General features: G+C 63.6%; 16 protein-coding genes and 1 pseudogene. 1 reads left to right on the plus strand and 16 read right to left on the minus strand.

Annotated features, from left to right (window positions below; translation table 11 throughout):
• The 3 genes and pseudogenes from ACEW8G_RS04155 to ACEW8G_RS04165 form a co-directional block, all read right to left on the minus strand.
• Positions 1 to 612: pseudogene (locus ACEW8G_RS04155) on the minus strand (hypothetical protein); the annotation flags it as partial.
• Positions 613 to 2,592, minus strand: a complete 1,980-nt coding sequence (locus ACEW8G_RS04160; RefSeq protein ID WP_373487202.1) for a heme-binding protein — start codon at positions 2,590 to 2,592, stop codon at positions 613 to 615.
• A gap of 83 nt (positions 2,593 to 2,675) precedes the next feature.
• Entirely contained in the window at positions 2,676 to 4,013 is a 1,338-nt protein-coding gene (locus tag ACEW8G_RS04165; RefSeq protein ID WP_373487188.1) for a multiheme c-type cytochrome, read from the minus strand.
• A 307-nt stretch (positions 4,014 to 4,320) separates the two neighbouring features.
• On the opposite strand from ACEW8G_RS04165, the gene ACEW8G_RS04170 reads away from it, so the two are divergent.
• The gene (locus tag ACEW8G_RS04170; protein WP_373487189.1) at positions 4,321 to 4,995 is read left to right on the plus strand and encodes a Crp/Fnr family transcriptional regulator; all 675 of its coding nucleotides are present in this window, start codon (positions 4,321 to 4,323) and stop codon (positions 4,993 to 4,995) included.
• Positions 4,996 to 5,001: 6 nt separating this feature from the next.
• Here ACEW8G_RS04170 and ACEW8G_RS04175 read toward each other — a convergent pair whose 3' ends face one another.
• From ACEW8G_RS04175 to ACEW8G_RS04235, 13 genes are all read right to left on the minus strand, one after another.
• Positions 5,002 to 5,619 carry a fasciclin domain-containing protein gene (locus tag ACEW8G_RS04175; RefSeq protein ID WP_373487190.1) on the minus strand — a complete coding sequence of 206 codons (618 nt, stop codon included), beginning with the start codon at positions 5,617 to 5,619 and terminating at the stop codon, positions 5,002 to 5,004.
• A 15-nt stretch (positions 5,620 to 5,634) separates the two neighbouring features.
• Positions 5,635 to 6,453: an SDR family oxidoreductase gene (locus ACEW8G_RS04180; protein ID WP_373487191.1), complete on the minus strand. Its 819-nt coding sequence runs from the start codon at positions 6,451 to 6,453 to the stop codon at positions 5,635 to 5,637.
• On the minus strand, positions 6,450 to 6,833 hold the full coding sequence (locus ACEW8G_RS04185; protein WP_373487192.1) for a dihydroneopterin aldolase: 384 nt from the start codon (positions 6,831 to 6,833) through the stop codon (positions 6,450 to 6,452). Before ACEW8G_RS04185 ends, ACEW8G_RS04180 begins: the two co-directional genes overlap by 4 nt.
• 87 nt (positions 6,834 to 6,920) lie before the next feature.
• Positions 6,921 to 7,829, minus strand: coding sequence for a class I SAM-dependent methyltransferase (locus ACEW8G_RS04190; RefSeq protein WP_373487193.1), 909 nt, complete (start codon positions 7,827 to 7,829; stop codon positions 6,921 to 6,923).
• Positions 7,830 to 7,837: 8 nt separating this feature from the next.
• Positions 7,838 to 9,253, minus strand: a complete 1,416-nt coding sequence (thrC, locus tag ACEW8G_RS04195) for a threonine synthase (protein WP_373487194.1) — start codon at positions 9,251 to 9,253, stop codon at positions 7,838 to 7,840.
• Positions 9,254 to 9,296: 43 nt separating this feature from the next.
• Positions 9,297 to 9,803 (minus strand): GNAT family N-acetyltransferase, encoded by a 507-nt coding sequence (locus ACEW8G_RS04200; RefSeq protein ID WP_373487195.1) that lies wholly within the window; start codon positions 9,801 to 9,803, stop codon positions 9,297 to 9,299.
• A gap of 30 nt (positions 9,804 to 9,833) precedes the next feature.
• Positions 9,834 to 10,415, minus strand: coding sequence for an SURF1 family protein (locus ACEW8G_RS04205; RefSeq protein WP_373487196.1), 582 nt, complete (start codon positions 10,413 to 10,415; stop codon positions 9,834 to 9,836).
• Positions 10,415 to 10,813, minus strand: a complete 399-nt coding sequence (locus ACEW8G_RS04210) for a DUF983 domain-containing protein (protein ID WP_373487197.1) — start codon at positions 10,811 to 10,813, stop codon at positions 10,415 to 10,417. Before ACEW8G_RS04210 ends, ACEW8G_RS04205 begins: the two co-directional genes overlap by 1 nt.
• Positions 10,814 to 10,842: 29 nt before the next feature.
• The gene (locus ACEW8G_RS04215) at positions 10,843 to 11,658 is read right to left on the minus strand and encodes a cytochrome c oxidase subunit 3 (protein ID WP_373487198.1); all 816 of its coding nucleotides are present in this window, start codon (positions 11,656 to 11,658) and stop codon (positions 10,843 to 10,845) included.
• 42 nt (positions 11,659 to 11,700) lie between these two features.
• Entirely contained in the window at positions 11,701 to 12,276 is a 576-nt protein-coding gene (locus tag ACEW8G_RS04220; protein ID WP_373487199.1) for a cytochrome c oxidase assembly protein, read from the minus strand.
• Positions 12,273 to 12,431, minus strand: a complete 159-nt coding sequence (locus ACEW8G_RS04225) for a hypothetical protein (protein WP_373487200.1) — start codon at positions 12,429 to 12,431, stop codon at positions 12,273 to 12,275. Before ACEW8G_RS04225 ends, ACEW8G_RS04220 begins: the two co-directional genes overlap by 4 nt.
• Positions 12,428 to 13,342, minus strand: coding sequence for a heme o synthase (locus ACEW8G_RS04230; RefSeq protein ID WP_373487203.1), 915 nt, complete (start codon positions 13,340 to 13,342; stop codon positions 12,428 to 12,430). The genes ACEW8G_RS04225 and ACEW8G_RS04230 overlap by 4 nt, the downstream gene beginning before the upstream one ends.
• Positions 13,343 to 13,487: 145 nt before the next feature.
• Positions 13,488 to 14,393: cbb3-type cytochrome c oxidase subunit I (locus ACEW8G_RS04235; RefSeq protein WP_373487201.1), on the minus strand; the 906-nt coding region annotated here is incomplete at its 5' end.

The raw sequence follows: 14,393 nt of genomic DNA on the forward strand, positions 1-14,393 counted from the left end.
TGTCACGATCCGCCAGCGATCCGGCACCGGAAACTCATCGGTTGGAAAGGCTTCGGGCGCGGGCGCGCGCACTGCGCCGGGATTGTCCTGCGTCACCCGGTCGGGCAGCTGCTTTTCCACCCCCGGACGCCTGCGGCCATCGATCAGCACATCGTCGGCATCGAGGTCTGACTGTCCATCAGCCGCAGGCTCGGGCGTCTGCGCACCCGCGCTGGCGGGCTGATCCTGCGCGCTGGCACGCACAATCTCAGCCTCAATATCACTCCACTGCCCAAGGTCCCAGACGAGGTCCTGACCAAAGCCATCAGCGCCAAGGCTGGCGTCACGCACGGTGCGATGGCGCGCAGGAGTCGCCCAGTCGTGGAGCAGCAGCCTCGCTTGATCAGGTGCCTCGGTCCAGTCAGCAGCGCCGGCGGCCTTTGGGTTTCCTTGTCGCGGCGCAAGCCCCTCCGTCTGCGCCAGCGCGGTATTGCGCCCCATGCTTGCCGCCGCGAGTGCGCCCACCGCCGTGTGCATGTCGCTGTGCAGCGTCGGCACCCGCGCGCCATCGCCGTCATGCCCACCGCCCATCAGCGCAAGCAAAGGCAACAGCGAGGCGAGCGGTGCAGTCATTTACAGCCCCTCGCACACATTTTGCTGGTTGGTATCGAGGAATGGCGCAAACGGACAGCTGACATAGCGCAGCCGCACCTGTGCGTTGCCAAGGTTCACCACGATCCGGTCTGACCGGATGGCCATCGGCGCGTTGCCCACGCCGCCGACGCGCGCACCGCCGTTGTGCAGCCCCAGAAAGCTGACCATATCGTCCTGATCGATACCATCGCCCGAAACGCCAATTCCACCGACCAGCTGATTGCCACGATAGATCGGCACTGAGCCAGGGAAGATCTGAATGCCGTTTTCAAGCCGGTTTTGTCCCGGTGCCGCGTCGGGCACCGTGGTGCAGCGCTGCGGCGTATCGGTATTCGATGCACCGGCGACGAACTGCGCGTGCTGGATGATGTTGCCCGCGACAAGCTGCACCTGCAGCCCGACAGCGAACGGATTGAACTGCTCGATCGGCCTCGAGAGTGGTCCCGGCGGGCGGCCCAGCTCGCCATCCGGGAAATAGGGGCGCGAGAGGTTGCCATTGGCGCGATCAGAAAACGCAAACTGACCGGTGAGTGCCTGCGGATCGTTCAGGAATGTCCGCACCGCCTGCACAAACGGCGCAACCCCCGGCCCCGTCGCGAGCAATTGCTGGCCAGCCTGCGCGTTCGAAAAGAACATCGCGGTTCGCGCTTTCTGCAACGACACGTCGGTGCCGAAAATTGGCGCATCGGGCGAGCGGACGATGCCGAGGACCTCGCCATTGGTATCGACCACCGAAATCGAGGCCTGCATCCGGCTGTCGAGCGGCCGGCGAATCTGGGCGCGTGCACGGGTCAGGACGATGAACGCCTCTTCGAGGATCGCGCGGACTTCGGTGGCGCTGAGCGGCTGGGCCACGCTCGTGCTGTCGGTGCCTGCGCGGATAGGATACCGGTTGTTCCCCGCACCATCGGTGAGGATGAAGGCATCGGTGTTGGCAAATTCCGCTGCGCGCGCGGCGCGGATGCCCGATGCTTCGGTGCCGTAAGGCGTGCCTGCGATGATGGTGGCGTTGCTATAGCCACGCACCGCAATCACATTGCCCACGCTGCCGTTGATCGCTGCGAAATTGCCGGTTACTGTCCCGATATCGCTGGCAAGAATATCGCTGAACCGCAATGTCGTGCCGTCGACCGTGATCCGGTCGGCGCGGATCGCTTCGGCGGCGGCAAAGCCCTGCGTCCCGGCAAAGGCAATTGCTTCTTCTGGATCGATATCGCGGTCGAGAATGTTGGGATCGAAGCCATAATCGCCATCGCCCATCACCCCGATCGCGCCGACGACGACACCATTCTTGTAAAGCGGCAGGCCGCCCGCATCAGCCGCCAGCCCAAGCGGTGAGCGCTTTGGCCCGATGAATGCGCCGCTGCCGCCTGATGGCACAAACCGCGCCGACAGGTCAGAGCACGGCAATTGGCTGAACTGCACCCCGAACAGCGGTCCGCTTTCCAGCCCCCGCGTCGATGGTGCGGGCGGGAAATGCTGCTGGACGATCTGGCTGGCGGTGCGGGTTGAAAACGCGTTGCCGCCGCTGGAGAGATACGCGCCGGTGACCGCCTTGGAAATCGCGGCCATTTCTGCGGGCACATCCAGCCCCTGCGCGTCGATTGGCGGGTTGTTGTTACCCGCCTCGGTCATCGTGCTGGTGCGCGCCGTTGCGCGCGCGCCGTTCATCCGGAACACACCGAGCACATTGCCGACCCGGTCGACGACCGCGATCACCGATGGCAGGTTGCGGCGCTGCGCCTCGCCCACCGCCTGTGCGATAATCGTCTGCACCTCGGCCACTGCAAGCGATTCCTGCGCCGGTGCGGTGAAGTTACCGCCTGGAGGCGGTGGCGCCGGATTGGCCGTCGGGGTGGGCGATGGCGCAGGCGTCGTACCGCTGCTGTTGCCGCCGCCGCACGCGCTGAGCATCATCGCCAGCGCGGCAATCGAAGCAGTCGTCGGGCCAACGCGCATCATGGACGCTTGTCCTGCTGCTGCAAACGCGGACCAACCGGCCATGGGTTACACACTGCTGTCATCTCCCCCACCATGCGGCCTTACTGTAGTGACCGGATGGTTCGCACGGCACCGCCAAGAGCGCGGCGGAATTCAAGCGGCTTATAGCTGTTCGGCTCGCTGACGGCGGCATAGGCCTGGTTGATCTGGATGCGCAGCGCGCTTGCCGCGCCGCCCGCCACAGCGCCTTCGTTGACCAGCCCGTTGAGCAGGGTATCCACCGCCATCACCGCCTGAACGCTGCCCTCATAATCGGTAAACCGGGGGCTGATCGCCTCGCTGGCAATCGATTCCATGATCGAGAAGGTCTGCGCGCGGTTGAAGTTGCTGCGCGAGAAGCGATCTGCCAGCGCCATCGATGTCTGCCGCAACCGGTTCGCGGCCTCGACCGCCGGGCCACGACCCTGCGCCATCGCGGCGTGGAACGCGCGCGCCTGCCCTTCATATTGCGCCGCCAGATCGGGCGCGACAACGCGCACCGCAGCGGACAGCATGATCATGTTCTCGTCATTATACGGCGGCAGCCCGACTGGCATGGGCCGCCCCGGATTGCCGAGCTTGGCAGGCCGCGCGTCTTCCTCGTCATAAATCCGGCGGTGGCAGCTGTGGCAATCGTAGAAATAGAATTCCGGGAACACACCGGCCTGGCCAATGCCCGGCTTGGTAAACAGGCCGAGCGAGCGGTCCAGCGCGACCGCCTGCCCCACCGCCCACATCCGCATTGAGCTGGTCTTGCCCTTGCGCAGGCGATAATCGGCATCTTCATCATGATGCTGGGTCAGCGTTGAGAACAGGTCGAGTTCAAAAGAGATGCGCGGGTGCCCCGCCGCCATGATGCGGTGGGTGACGAACTGGTTCGGCGAGTCGCTGCCCAGATGGCAATCGAGGCAGACACTGGCGCGCGCCTTGGCGTTTTCCAGCGGGATCAGCCCCTGCGACACATTGCGCGCATGGCTGGTGCCGGTGGCATAGTGACTCGCCAGCCAACCCGATGCTGCGCCGTGGCAAGCCTCGCAGCTGACCCCGTCGCTGACCTGATAACGCGCGCCCTTGCTGGCCGCCGGAGTCGCGTGACATGACAGACATTCCGCGGACTGGCGCGGATCGCCGATACCCAGCTTCTTGCCGATGGCCAGGCTGCGCGGTTCACCCAGCACGCGATAGGCGCGGCTGTGCGCGCCGCCCGGAGTCGATTCTTCCTGCCAGCGCCACAGCTCATCCTGCCGGACAACCTCGCCATCGGCTTCGTTGCGGCCGTGGCAGGTGGATCCAGCGCAGCTGCCGACGCCCATATGCGTTCCCGACGCCGCGCTTGACGCCTGCGCTTCAAGCCGCTCGGCGGCTGCGACATTGGCAATAATCAACGCGATGGCAGCCATTGCAATGCACCCCAGGGCAGCTATGGCGGCCCTGAACCAATGTGCCTTATGCGCAGCGGATAGCCTGTTTACCTGCATCGTAGCTTTTGCCCCGGCCCCTGACGGAACCGGCCCCCCGATAGACTTACAATGCGACCCCGTAGTCTTTATTGTTCCTTATCGCCGGTTCGCCAAGCAGTTTCAAGGCAATCCTTTCATATTGCCCGCAAAAACATATCAGGGGTTGCTTGCCCCGCCGTTGCTCTTTTGGCATTCTGGACACAGGCGGGGGCAACGCTGGTGTGCCTGCGCCGGGAGGCACATTATCATGCTGGGACTTGGGTTCGCCAACGGCGCGTGGCTGGGGCATCTGTCGTTTCTTGTGCTGGCGATTGCGCTGATCGCACCGCCGATGCCGTGGATGCGGGCCGGGGTGCTGGTCGCATCGCTGCTGGGCCTGGGCTTTGCCATCGGGTTCAGGAACGACCTTGGCCTGGCATTTTGGTTTGTCGTGCTGCTGCTGATCAGCGGATCGATGCTGCTGCGCTATCTGTTGGCCGAGAAGAACGCACGCTTTTCAGCCGAAGAAGAAGCGCTGCGCAGCATATTTATGGCGGACATGAGCCGCGCCAGCGCACGACACCTGATGGATCAGGGCAACTGGATCACGGGCCGTACCGGTGAGGTGCTGATCAACGAGGGCGAGGCAATAAGCCATCTGTTTTACCTCTACGAAGGCGAGGCGACGGTCAGCCTGCACGGGCAACTGGTCGGTGCGTTGCGCAATGGCGACCTGGTCGGCGATGCGACGGCATTGAGCGGCGAACCGGCGACCGGCACCGTGCGGCTTGTGCGCGACAGCCATTTCTGGTGCGTGTCCGCGCCCAAGCTGCGTCAGTATCTTGATCTGCACCCTGATGCCCGCACCGTCATCGAACGCCACATCAACAGCGCGCTCGACCGCAAGCTGCGCGCCGCCAACGCGGCACTTGCGGCCGATTGACGGGCGCTATTCGCGCGGGCCAAGCACGGTATCGATGCCGTGGACGATGCCGTTGCTCGCCGGAAGATCGGTGGTGATGATCGATGCTGCATTGCCGGTCGCATCGCTGATCCTCAGCTGGTCAAGCTCAACCGAGACAGTCAGCGCCTCACCCTGCAATGATTCGAGCTTGATGCTGCCGCCGGTCGATGTGATCCGCTTGCGCAGATCTTCTGCCGAAAGGCGCCCGGGGATGATGTGATAATTGAGGATGACCGCCAGCCGCTCCTTGTTTTCAGGCAGCAGCAGATCGGCGAGCGAATCGACCCCGAGCTTGTTGAACGCCATGTCTTCGGGCGCGAACAGGGTCAGCGGTTCCTCTCCCGCAAGGCCCGCGGTCAGGCCACTGCCGCGAATGGCGCGCGACAGCGTCGCCAACGCCGGGGTGCGCATCACCACCTCGTCCACGCGCAGCACTGATTCGGGCTCTTCAGCTTCTTCTTCGTCCGCTGCACCCGCGCGGTCGGCGCTTGAGCGGGTCACCGGATCGCCGCCGCCATCCTGGCTGCCGCAGCCGGTGAGCACACCGGCAAAGGCCAATGTCGCCAAGGCAGTCATTGCGGCCAGTTTCGATGTGCTGCGCATATTAATCTCCAAGTTTTATTCAGCGGGAGGGGCAGTGCCCGCATCGGTATCAAGGAACACGAAGTCCCGATTGAGGCTCAGCATATGGACACCACCATCGACGAATAGCAACTGTCCGGTGACCGCAGACGATTCGGCAAGGAATCGCACCGCGCGGGCAATGTCATCTGGAGCGGAAAGCTGGCCCAGCGGCATGCGTTCTGCGAGCCGTTGCAATTGCCCAAGGCTATAATCTGCGGTTGGCAGCGTCAACCCAGGAGCCACCGCATTGACCCGCGCCCGCGCCCCGAAGGCGCGCGCCAGTGTCCGAGTCGCTTCTGCCAGCGCCTGCTTGGAGAGCGTATAGGACAGTTGGTCGCCATTGGGGTTGCGCACGCGCTGGTCGATGATGTTGACAATCGAGGGCTTCTGCGCCGGCCCGGCCTCGCCCGCTGCTGGTGCCGCTGCCACCAGCGCCTGCGACAGCAACACCGGCGCGACTAAATTCACCGCAAAATGCGCGTGCAGCGACGCTGCCGTTATCGTGTGCCAGTCGTCATAATCGAACAGCGAGGCATTGTTGACCAGCAGATCAGGTGCGCGCCCAAACCGCGCGATCACGGCATGCATCAGCCCGCTGCTTTGCGCCGGGTCGGCAAGGTCGGCGAGAAAACCGTGCCACACGCTGCCCTCTGCAGCCAGCACATCGGCCAGATCGTCATCGGGATCGCAGTTGCTGTGACCATGCAGCGCCAGCGCCCAGCCCGCTTTCGCGAGATCAGCGGCAATCGCCGCGCCAACCCGGCGCAGTCCGCCGGTGACCAGCGCCAGCGGAGGGTGCGCGCGACCGGTCATTGCCGGGTCCGGGTCAGCGTTATGCCGATGGACTCGCCATTTTCGGCGATCGCCAGCTTGATGATCTTGACGCAGACGCGGGTGATGCGCCGGTCCTGCAGGAACAGCGTCTCGATGACATGGTCGGCGACGCCCTCGATCAATGTGAAATGCACCCCCTGCGGCAGCGCGGTCGATGCCGCGTGCTTCAGGTCCATATAGTTCTTAGACGCGCTGAGCGGCGTATCGGGGGCGTAATGATCAGCAGCCAGCATCTCGATGCGGATGGTGAAGCGCAGCGGCTGCGGCAGCTGCGTTTCTTCAGAATAGATGCCGGTCAGGACATTGACATCAAAATCAGCAATTTCGAGGATCAGCGTATCGGGACTATAGTCGGTCAATGCGGGCAGCCTGGCTGTGATGGAATGGGAGTCTGCGCTCGCGATGACAGCTTGCATGGCGCAAGGCAAGCCTTCTGCCCCAGGCCATCAGCCTGCGCCGTCATCCGCATGCCAGCGCGCGAAGATCGCCGTCGGCAACAGCCTCCCGCCTGCCTGCTCCTCCACCGCCAGTTCACCGCATTCGATCCGGCCCGGCAGGTCGCCCAGATGCTCCGCAAGCAGCCCGCCGAGCGCCAGCGCCGACATGCGCACCGCATAAACGGTGAGGAACAGGCAGCGCGATTGCGCATCGAGCAGCCGCCGGCAATCGGCGATCAACGCCGGCAGATGCTCCTCGAGCTTCCACACCTCGCCTTCGGGGCCGCGCCCGAACTTGGGGGGATCGAGCAAAATCACGTCATAGCGTTTGCCGCGCCGCACCTCGCGCGCGACAAACTTGGCCGCATCGTCGACCAGCCAGCGGATCGGCGCATCCTCCATCGCAGACAGCGCGGCATTGGCGCGCGCGGCGGCAACCGATTTTTTTGAGGCATCAACATGCGTCATCTCAGCGCCCGCCGCCGCCATCGCCAGCGTGCCCACCCCGGTATATCCGAACAGGTTGAGCGCGCGGGCCGCTTGCGCGCCGTCATGCGCGCCGATCTGGTTGCGCAGCCAGCGCCAAACCGGGTCCATGTCAGGGAAGAAGCCGAGGTGCCGAAACGGCGTGTTCGATGCGGTAAAACGCACCTCCTGCCAGGCGAGCGGCCAGCCATCGCGCGGCACTTTGGCTTCAAGCTGCCACTTGCCGCCGCCGTCCTCGTCGGATGCCGGAATGAACGCGCCGTCGGCGTCCCAGTCAGGCAGCGTCGGCGCCCACATCGCCTGCGGTTCAGGCCGCACGAAGCGATAGGGACCATAGCTTTCGAACTTGCGACCGGCGCCGCTGTCGATCAGCGTGTAATCCTCGCGCGGCTTCCCGACCATGACCAACGGCTGCGGGTCGAGCGTTGCCACGGCGTTGGTCAGCCCCGGCGCGGCGTGGCGCGATCGGCGATATAGCTGCGCACCGACTCATAGTCATTGGCGAGCCGATCGAAACGCTCCTGTCGTTCGAACAGGTCGCCCATTCGCGTCGGCAGGCGCGGTCGCTGGCCGGTGGCGCGCTCGACGGCATCGCGGAACTTGGCCGGATGCGCGGTGGCGAGGGTCACGCATGGGATGTCGGGCGCAAGCCCACCATCCTTGCGCAAACGATGCGCCGCGCTGAGCCCAATGGCGGTGTGCGGATCAATCAGATGACCGGCGCAATGGTGGGCATGGCGGATCGCCAGCGCCATGTCATCGGGGTCGACACTCGCGCTGGCGAAAATCGCCGCCGCCCGCTCAAGCATCGGGGCGTCGATCTGCATCGCCTTGCTGCTTTCAAATCCGTGCATCCGCGCGCGCGTCTTGTCGCCATCGCGGCCTTCGAGATCAAACAGCAGCCGCTCAAAGTTTGAACTCACCTGAATGTCCATCGACGGCGCGGCGGTGGGGGTGACGGTACCCGCCGAATAGTCCCCGGTGCTCAGCGCTCGGTGCAGGATATCGTTGACGTTGGTCGCGACCAGCAGACGGGCAATCGGCAGCCCCATCTGCGCGGCGACATAGCCTGCAAACACATCGCCAAAATTGCCGGTGGGCACCGAGAACGCCACCTTGCGATGCGGCGCACCCAGCTGCAGCGCGGCGGCGAAATAATAGACGACCTGCGCCATCAGCCGCGCCCAGTTGATCGAATTGACCGCTGACAGGCTGAAGCGATCGGCAAAGTCGCGGTCATTGAACATCCGCTTCACCATTGCCTGTGCATCGTCAAAGCTGCCCGCGATGGCGATGTTATGGACATTGGGGGCGAGCACGGTGGTCATCTGCCGTCGCTGCACGTCTGACACCCGGCCGTCGGGGTGCAGCATGAAGATGTCGATTTTCTCGCGCCCCGCGACAGCATCGATCGCCGCCGACCCGGTATCGCCGGAGGTCGCGCCGACGATCGTGAGATGCGTGTCTTTATCGGCAAGAAACCGCTCGAACAGCTGGCCGAGCAGCTGCAATGCGACATCCTTAAATGCCAGCGTCGGCCCGTGAAACAGCTCGAGCAGCCAGTTGCCTTCATCGAGCTGCACGAGCGGCGTCACCCCATGATGCGAAAAGCGCCCGTAGGCCGCCTTGCACAGCGCCCGCAGCTCCCCTCCGCTCAGACTGCCCTGCACAAACGGCTGCATCACCTGCACGGCAAGCTCTGCATAAGGCAGGCCTGCCATTGCGGCTATCTGCTGGGTTGAAAAGCGCGGCCATTCACGCGGCAGGTAAAGCCCGCCATCGCTCGCCAGCCCCGCCAGCGTGACGCCTTCAAAATCCAGCGCGGCCGCTTGCCCGCGAGTGCTGATATAGTCCATGCGGCTGGCCGTTAGCGGCCCTGCCCGCTTCTGGCAACATGCGTCACGTTTCGGGTGGCGGCTCAAAGAACATCAGCACCGCCGGACCCTCGGGCGTGTCCAGCACGCCCTGTTCGACAAAACCGGCGCGGCCATAAGCGGCGCGCGCGCGGGAATTGTGAGGATCGGGATCGATGCACAGCACCCGCACCCCCTGCGCCGCAAGCTGGCGCGCCAGCATGGACAGCAGCGCTGTGCCATGACCCTTGCCGATCAACGAGGGCACCCCGACGAACATGTCGATGGCGCGCGCGCCGCGCGGCAGATGCTCGAGATGCTTTTGCGGCCAGGCGTGCACCTCATAATGCTGGAGATAGGCAAGCGGGCGGCCATCGAGCATTCCGATCAGCTGGACCATATCGGAATTGTCCATGTCCTCCTCGATCAGCGCGAGCTCGTGCGCCGGATCGCCCCACCAGGCTTTAACGTCGGGCGTTTTCAGCCACGCCTCGAGCATCGGCAGATCAGACCGGGTGACGCGGTGGAAACCATAAATATGTTTGCCCAGCATGATCTGTCCTCGCCTGTGGTCGTCATCGGCTCAGGGCGTTTGCGCCTTCTGCCGCTTTGCGACCGCCATGATGTATATAACGGCAGCAATCGCGGCGAATAAAAACCATTGTATCGCATAGGCCCAATGGTTGTTGGGAATATCCTCGGGCGATGGTTTCTGTACAGGCGCGAGCCCTGCGACCGGTGGCGCGGCCACCAGCCGCACCAGATGCTGGCTGTCGGGCGCGATCACCCCGGTGACCATGCCGCCGGTCCAGTCTGGGTTATCCGGCCGCTGCGACCAGCCTGTTACCACCTGCGCGCCGGGGCCTTCGGCGCTGGTGCTGCACGATGCGACATGGACCCAGCCCGCCTGGCCCCCCGCGCCGCGTCCGCTAGCTGATCGCCAACCTATGACGCGCAGGCAGTTGACCGATGAACGGCGATAAAGCGGCAGGCTGTCTACATCGGGAACCACCGGCCAGGCGATGGCGGGCAGGTCAGCGGCATTCTCATACTCAGCCAGCAGCGCGTTTTTCCACGCCATGCGCTGCACCTGCCAGACCCCGAGCGCGATCATCACGGCGATGGCTGCGCCAACGAGGAGTGTAGGCCACAATGGCAGGCGCATTACGGTTTCCCCGCCGCATCATGATCGATCCGGCCCTCGAGCACCTGCGCGCGCGCCTCATGGATCAGCATCGCGGCTTTCGATGTGCGCATCGATGCGATCACCGCGGCGCTCGTCAGCGGCACCCAGATCAGGATATGCACCCAGAAGGGTGGCCCGACCGCGAGTTGCAGCGTGATTGCCCCCGCGCAAACGAATGCGCCAAGGATCAGAATCAGAAACGCCGCCGGGCCATCGCCGACATTATAAACGGTGAAATCATGCCCGCAGCTGCGGCAACGGTCAGCGAATCGGATCCATCCGGCGAACGGCGTGCGCGCTCCGCATTGCGGGCACTCGCCAAAAAGGGCAGCCTGACCCAAGCCGGACTGCCCTTTTAGAATTTGCGCATCAGCCATGCCGACCGCGCCGGATCAGGAGCGTGTTATTAATGCGTGGCTGCACCCCAGCCGCCCCAGACATAAACCACCAAGAACAGGAACAGCCACACCACATCGACGAAATGCCAGTACCAGGCGGCGGCCTCGAAGCCGAAATGCTGCTTGGGGGTGAAATGGCCCTTATAGGCGCGCACCAGACACACGATCAGGAAGACCGTGCCGACCAGCACGTGGAAGCCGTGGAAGCCGGTCGCCATGTAGAACGCCGATCCGTAGTTCAGGTCCTTGAACGGGAATGGCGCGATCGAATATTCATAGGCCTGCACGCCGCTGAACACGATGCCCAGGATGATCGTCAGCCACAGCCCCTTGATCAAGCCGTCGCGGTCACCATGGATCAGCGAGTGGTGCGCCCATGTCACCGTGGTGCCCGAGCACAGCAGGATCAGCGTGTTGAGCAACGGCAGTTCAAAGGCATTGAGCACCTCAACACCCTTGGGCGGCCAGGTGCCGCCGATCACGTCTGCGGTCGAGGGGAACAGCGAGAAATCGAACCACGCCCAGAACCAGCCGACGAAAAACATGACTTCAGACGCGATGAACAGGATCATGCCGTAGCGCAGGTGCAGCTGCACCACCGGGGTATGGTCACCGGCATGCGCCTCGCGCACCACCTGCGCCCACCAGAAATACATCGTCGCCAGAACAGCGGCGGTGCCAGCGTAGAACAGGATGCCGTTGGGGTCCATCGAGTGCATCCACGCAATCGCGCCGACCGCCATCAACAGCGCCGACATTGCCCCCGCAAACGGGATGATGCTTGGCGGCAGAATGTGATAATCGTGGTTCTTGGTTCCGGCCATGTCCTGGGTCCCTGCTATCCCGTAATCAGTTGCTAAAAGCCCTTAACCGCCCTTTTTCGCCGGGTCCAGCGGGTAAAAGGTGTAGCTGAGCGTGATCTCTTCGATGTCCTTGGTCTGCGGATCGGTGAGGATCGCAGGGTCCACATAATAGATCACCGGCATCCGCACCTTCTCGCCCGGCTGCAGCGTCTGCTCCGTGAAACAGAAGCACTGGACCTTGGCGAAATACTTGCCCGCCTGGGTGGGGGTGACGTTGAACGTCGCGGTGCCCGATACTGGCTGGCTCGACAGGTTCTCGGCGTTGAACGCGGCCATGTCGCGCGCGCCGATGGTGATCTTTTCGGTCGGGTTTTCCGGCTTGAAGCGCCACGGCAACGCCGACGAGACGTTGGAATCGAAGCGCACGACGATCGTCTTGTCGGTCGGCTTGATCGACGCGGCCTGTGCTTCGCTGGCCATCATCGTCGTGCCGCCAAAGCCGGTGACCTGACAAAACAGCTTGTATAGCGGCACGGCTGCATAGCCCATCGCCAGCATACCCAGCGCCATGCTGAGCGCCAGTATGCCGCTGCGCCGGTTGCGCCGGGCGACGTCATCGGGGATCAGCGCTGCGCTCATCCCCACACGCCGATCTTGACGATGGTGATGACATAGAACAGCACGCACAGCGCGATCAGCACCCCGGCCATTACCAGCGCGCGGCTGCGCTGACGCGCGCGCAATTCAGCCAGCACCTTGGGGTCGCTGAAATCGGGGTTCGGGGTCGTGCTCACAGGCCAAGCTCCGGAAGGATCGCACGATCGACGACAAGCGCGCCGAAGATCATGAACAGATACAGGATCGAAAAGGCAAACAGCTGTTTTTCAGGTTTGAGCGTATCGCCCTCGCCCGCCACACGGAAGCCGACACGCCATGCGAGCAGCAGGAAGAACGCCGACAGCACAAAGGCCGACAAGCCATAAGCCAGCCCGGTCAGCCCAAGCGCGAACGGCGCAACCGCGATCAGCAGCAGCAACAGCGAGTAACCGAAAATCTGGTGACGGGTCGAGCGTTCGCCCGCGACATTGGGCATCATCGGAATGCCGACGCGCGCATAATCGGTCTTCACAAACAGCGCGAGCGCCCAGAAATGCGGCGGGGTCCAGAAGAAGATGATCGCAAACAGCAGCACCGGCATCAGCGTCACATCGCCGGTCACCGCCGCCCAGCCGATCATCGGCGGAAATGCCCCCGCGCCACCGCCAATGACGATGTTCTGCGCGGTGTTGGGCTTGAGCCAGATGGTGTAGATCACGGCGTAATAGAAGATCGAGAACGCGAGGATACCAGCCGCCAGCCAGTTGACCGCCAGCCCCATAATCACCACCGAAAAGCCCGACAGCGCGAGGCCGAACTGCAGCGCGGCATCGCGGTCCATACGGCCCGCCGGAATCGGGCGGTTGGCGGTGCGCTTCATCAGCCCGTCAAGTTCGGACTCGTAATATTGGTTGAGCGCCGCTGCGCCGCCCGCACCCATCGCGATGCACAGGATCGCGACAAAGCCGATGATCGGATGGACCGTTCCGGGCGCGGCGAGCAGGCCGCACAGCCCGGTGAACACCACCAGCCGGATCACACCGGGCTTGGTCAGCAACCAGAAATCGCGCCAGTGCGCGGGCATGGCCAGACCCTGCTGGGGCGTCATCGCCAGCCCCTGCGGGGCTGCGATATGCTGAGTAGCGTCGGTCATGCGGTTATCCAAAGGACCGCGCCGTCCCGCAGGGCAGGCACCGGGCGGGCATCACTGCCCATAATCCCGGCGCTGTGCCCGACGGAAGAAGCGCGTCCGGTCACTTGATCTGCGGCAAGGTTTCGAACTGGTGGAACGGCGGCGGGCTGGACAGGGTCCATTCCAGCGTCGTTGCCCCTTCGCCCCAGTAATTGCCTTCGGCGCGGCGTCCGGCGATCATCGCATAGCCGATGTTCACGAAGAAGATCACCATGCCGACAGCCATCACAACATAGCCGAGCGTCGCAATCTGGTTCCAGTAGGAATACGCCTCAGGGAAGTCAGGGTAACGACGCGGCATGCCCTGGCGGCCCAGGAAGTGCATCGGGAAGAACAGGATGTTCACGCCAACGAAGAAAATCCAGAAATGCAGGTGGCCAAGCAGCTCGTTATAATGGCGACCGCTCATCTTGGGGAACCAGTAATAGAAGCCCGCGAAGATCGAGAACACCGCACCCAGCGACAGCACATAGTGGAAGTGCGCCACCACATAATAGGTGTCATGCAAGTTGTCATCGACGCCGCCATTGGCCAGCACAACGCCGGTCACGCCGCCCACGGTGAACATGAAGATAAAGCCCAATGCCCACACCATCGGTGTCTTGAAGGACAGCGAACCACCCCACATCGTGGCGATCCAGCTGAAGATCTTGATGCCCGTCGGCACCGCGATCACCATGGTTGCAGCGGTGAAATACATCTTCATGTTGACCGACAGGCCGACGGTAAACATGTGGTGCGCCCACACGACAAAGCCGACCACGCCGATGGCGACCATGGCATAGGCCATGCCCAGATAACCGAACACCGGCTTTTTGGAGAAGGTCGCGACAATGTGGCTGACCATGCCAAATCCGGGCAGGATCATGATGTAAACCTCGGGGTGACCAAAGAACCAGAACAGGTGCTGGTAGAGCACCGGATCACCGCCCGCGGCCGCGTTGAAGAATGCCGATCCGAAGTTGCG

Source organism: Blastomonas sp. (assembly GCF_041747255.1).
GTDB lineage: Bacteria > Pseudomonadota > Alphaproteobacteria > Sphingomonadales > Sphingomonadaceae > Blastomonas.

What these genes read in the sequence shown, in the direction of transcription:
- ACEW8G_RS04180 (WP_373487191.1), bottom strand. Translation starts at nt 6,453, where the DNA reads ATGACCGGTCGCGCGCACCCTCCGCTGGCGCTGGTCACCGGCGGACTG.
- ACEW8G_RS04200 (WP_373487195.1), bottom strand. Translation starts at nt 9,803, where the DNA reads ATGCTGGGCAAACATATTTATGGTTTCCACCGCGTCACCCGGTCTGAT.
- ACEW8G_RS04175 (WP_373487190.1), bottom strand. Translation starts at nt 5,619, where the DNA reads ATGCGCAGCACATCGAAACTGGCCGCAATGACTGCCTTGGCGACATTG.
- ACEW8G_RS04220 (WP_373487199.1), bottom strand. Translation starts at nt 12,276, where the DNA reads ATGAGCGCAGCGCTGATCCCCGATGACGTCGCCCGGCGCAACCGGCGC.
- ACEW8G_RS04210 (WP_373487197.1), bottom strand. Translation starts at nt 10,813, where the DNA reads ATGGCTGATGCGCAAATTCTAAAAGGGCAGTCCGGCTTGGGTCAGGCT.
- ACEW8G_RS04170 (WP_373487189.1), top strand. Translation starts at nt 4,321, where the DNA reads ATGCTGGGACTTGGGTTCGCCAACGGCGCGTGGCTGGGGCATCTGTCG.
- thrC (WP_373487194.1), bottom strand. Translation starts at nt 9,253, where the DNA reads ATGGACTATATCAGCACTCGCGGGCAAGCGGCCGCGCTGGATTTTGAA.
- ACEW8G_RS04205 (WP_373487196.1), bottom strand. Translation starts at nt 10,415, where the DNA reads ATGCGCCTGCCATTGTGGCCTACACTCCTCGTTGGCGCAGCCATCGCC.
- ACEW8G_RS04230 (WP_373487203.1), bottom strand. Translation starts at nt 13,342, where the DNA reads ATGACGCCCCAGCAGGGTCTGGCCATGCCCGCGCACTGGCGCGATTTC.
- ACEW8G_RS04215 (WP_373487198.1), bottom strand. Translation starts at nt 11,658, where the DNA reads ATGGCCGGAACCAAGAACCACGATTATCACATTCTGCCGCCAAGCATC.
- ACEW8G_RS04165 (WP_373487188.1), bottom strand. Translation starts at nt 4,013, where the DNA reads ATGGCTGCCATCGCGTTGATTATTGCCAATGTCGCAGCCGCCGAGCGG.
- ACEW8G_RS04160 (WP_373487202.1), bottom strand. Translation starts at nt 2,592, where the DNA reads ATGCGCGTTGGCCCGACGACTGCTTCGATTGCCGCGCTGGCGATGATG.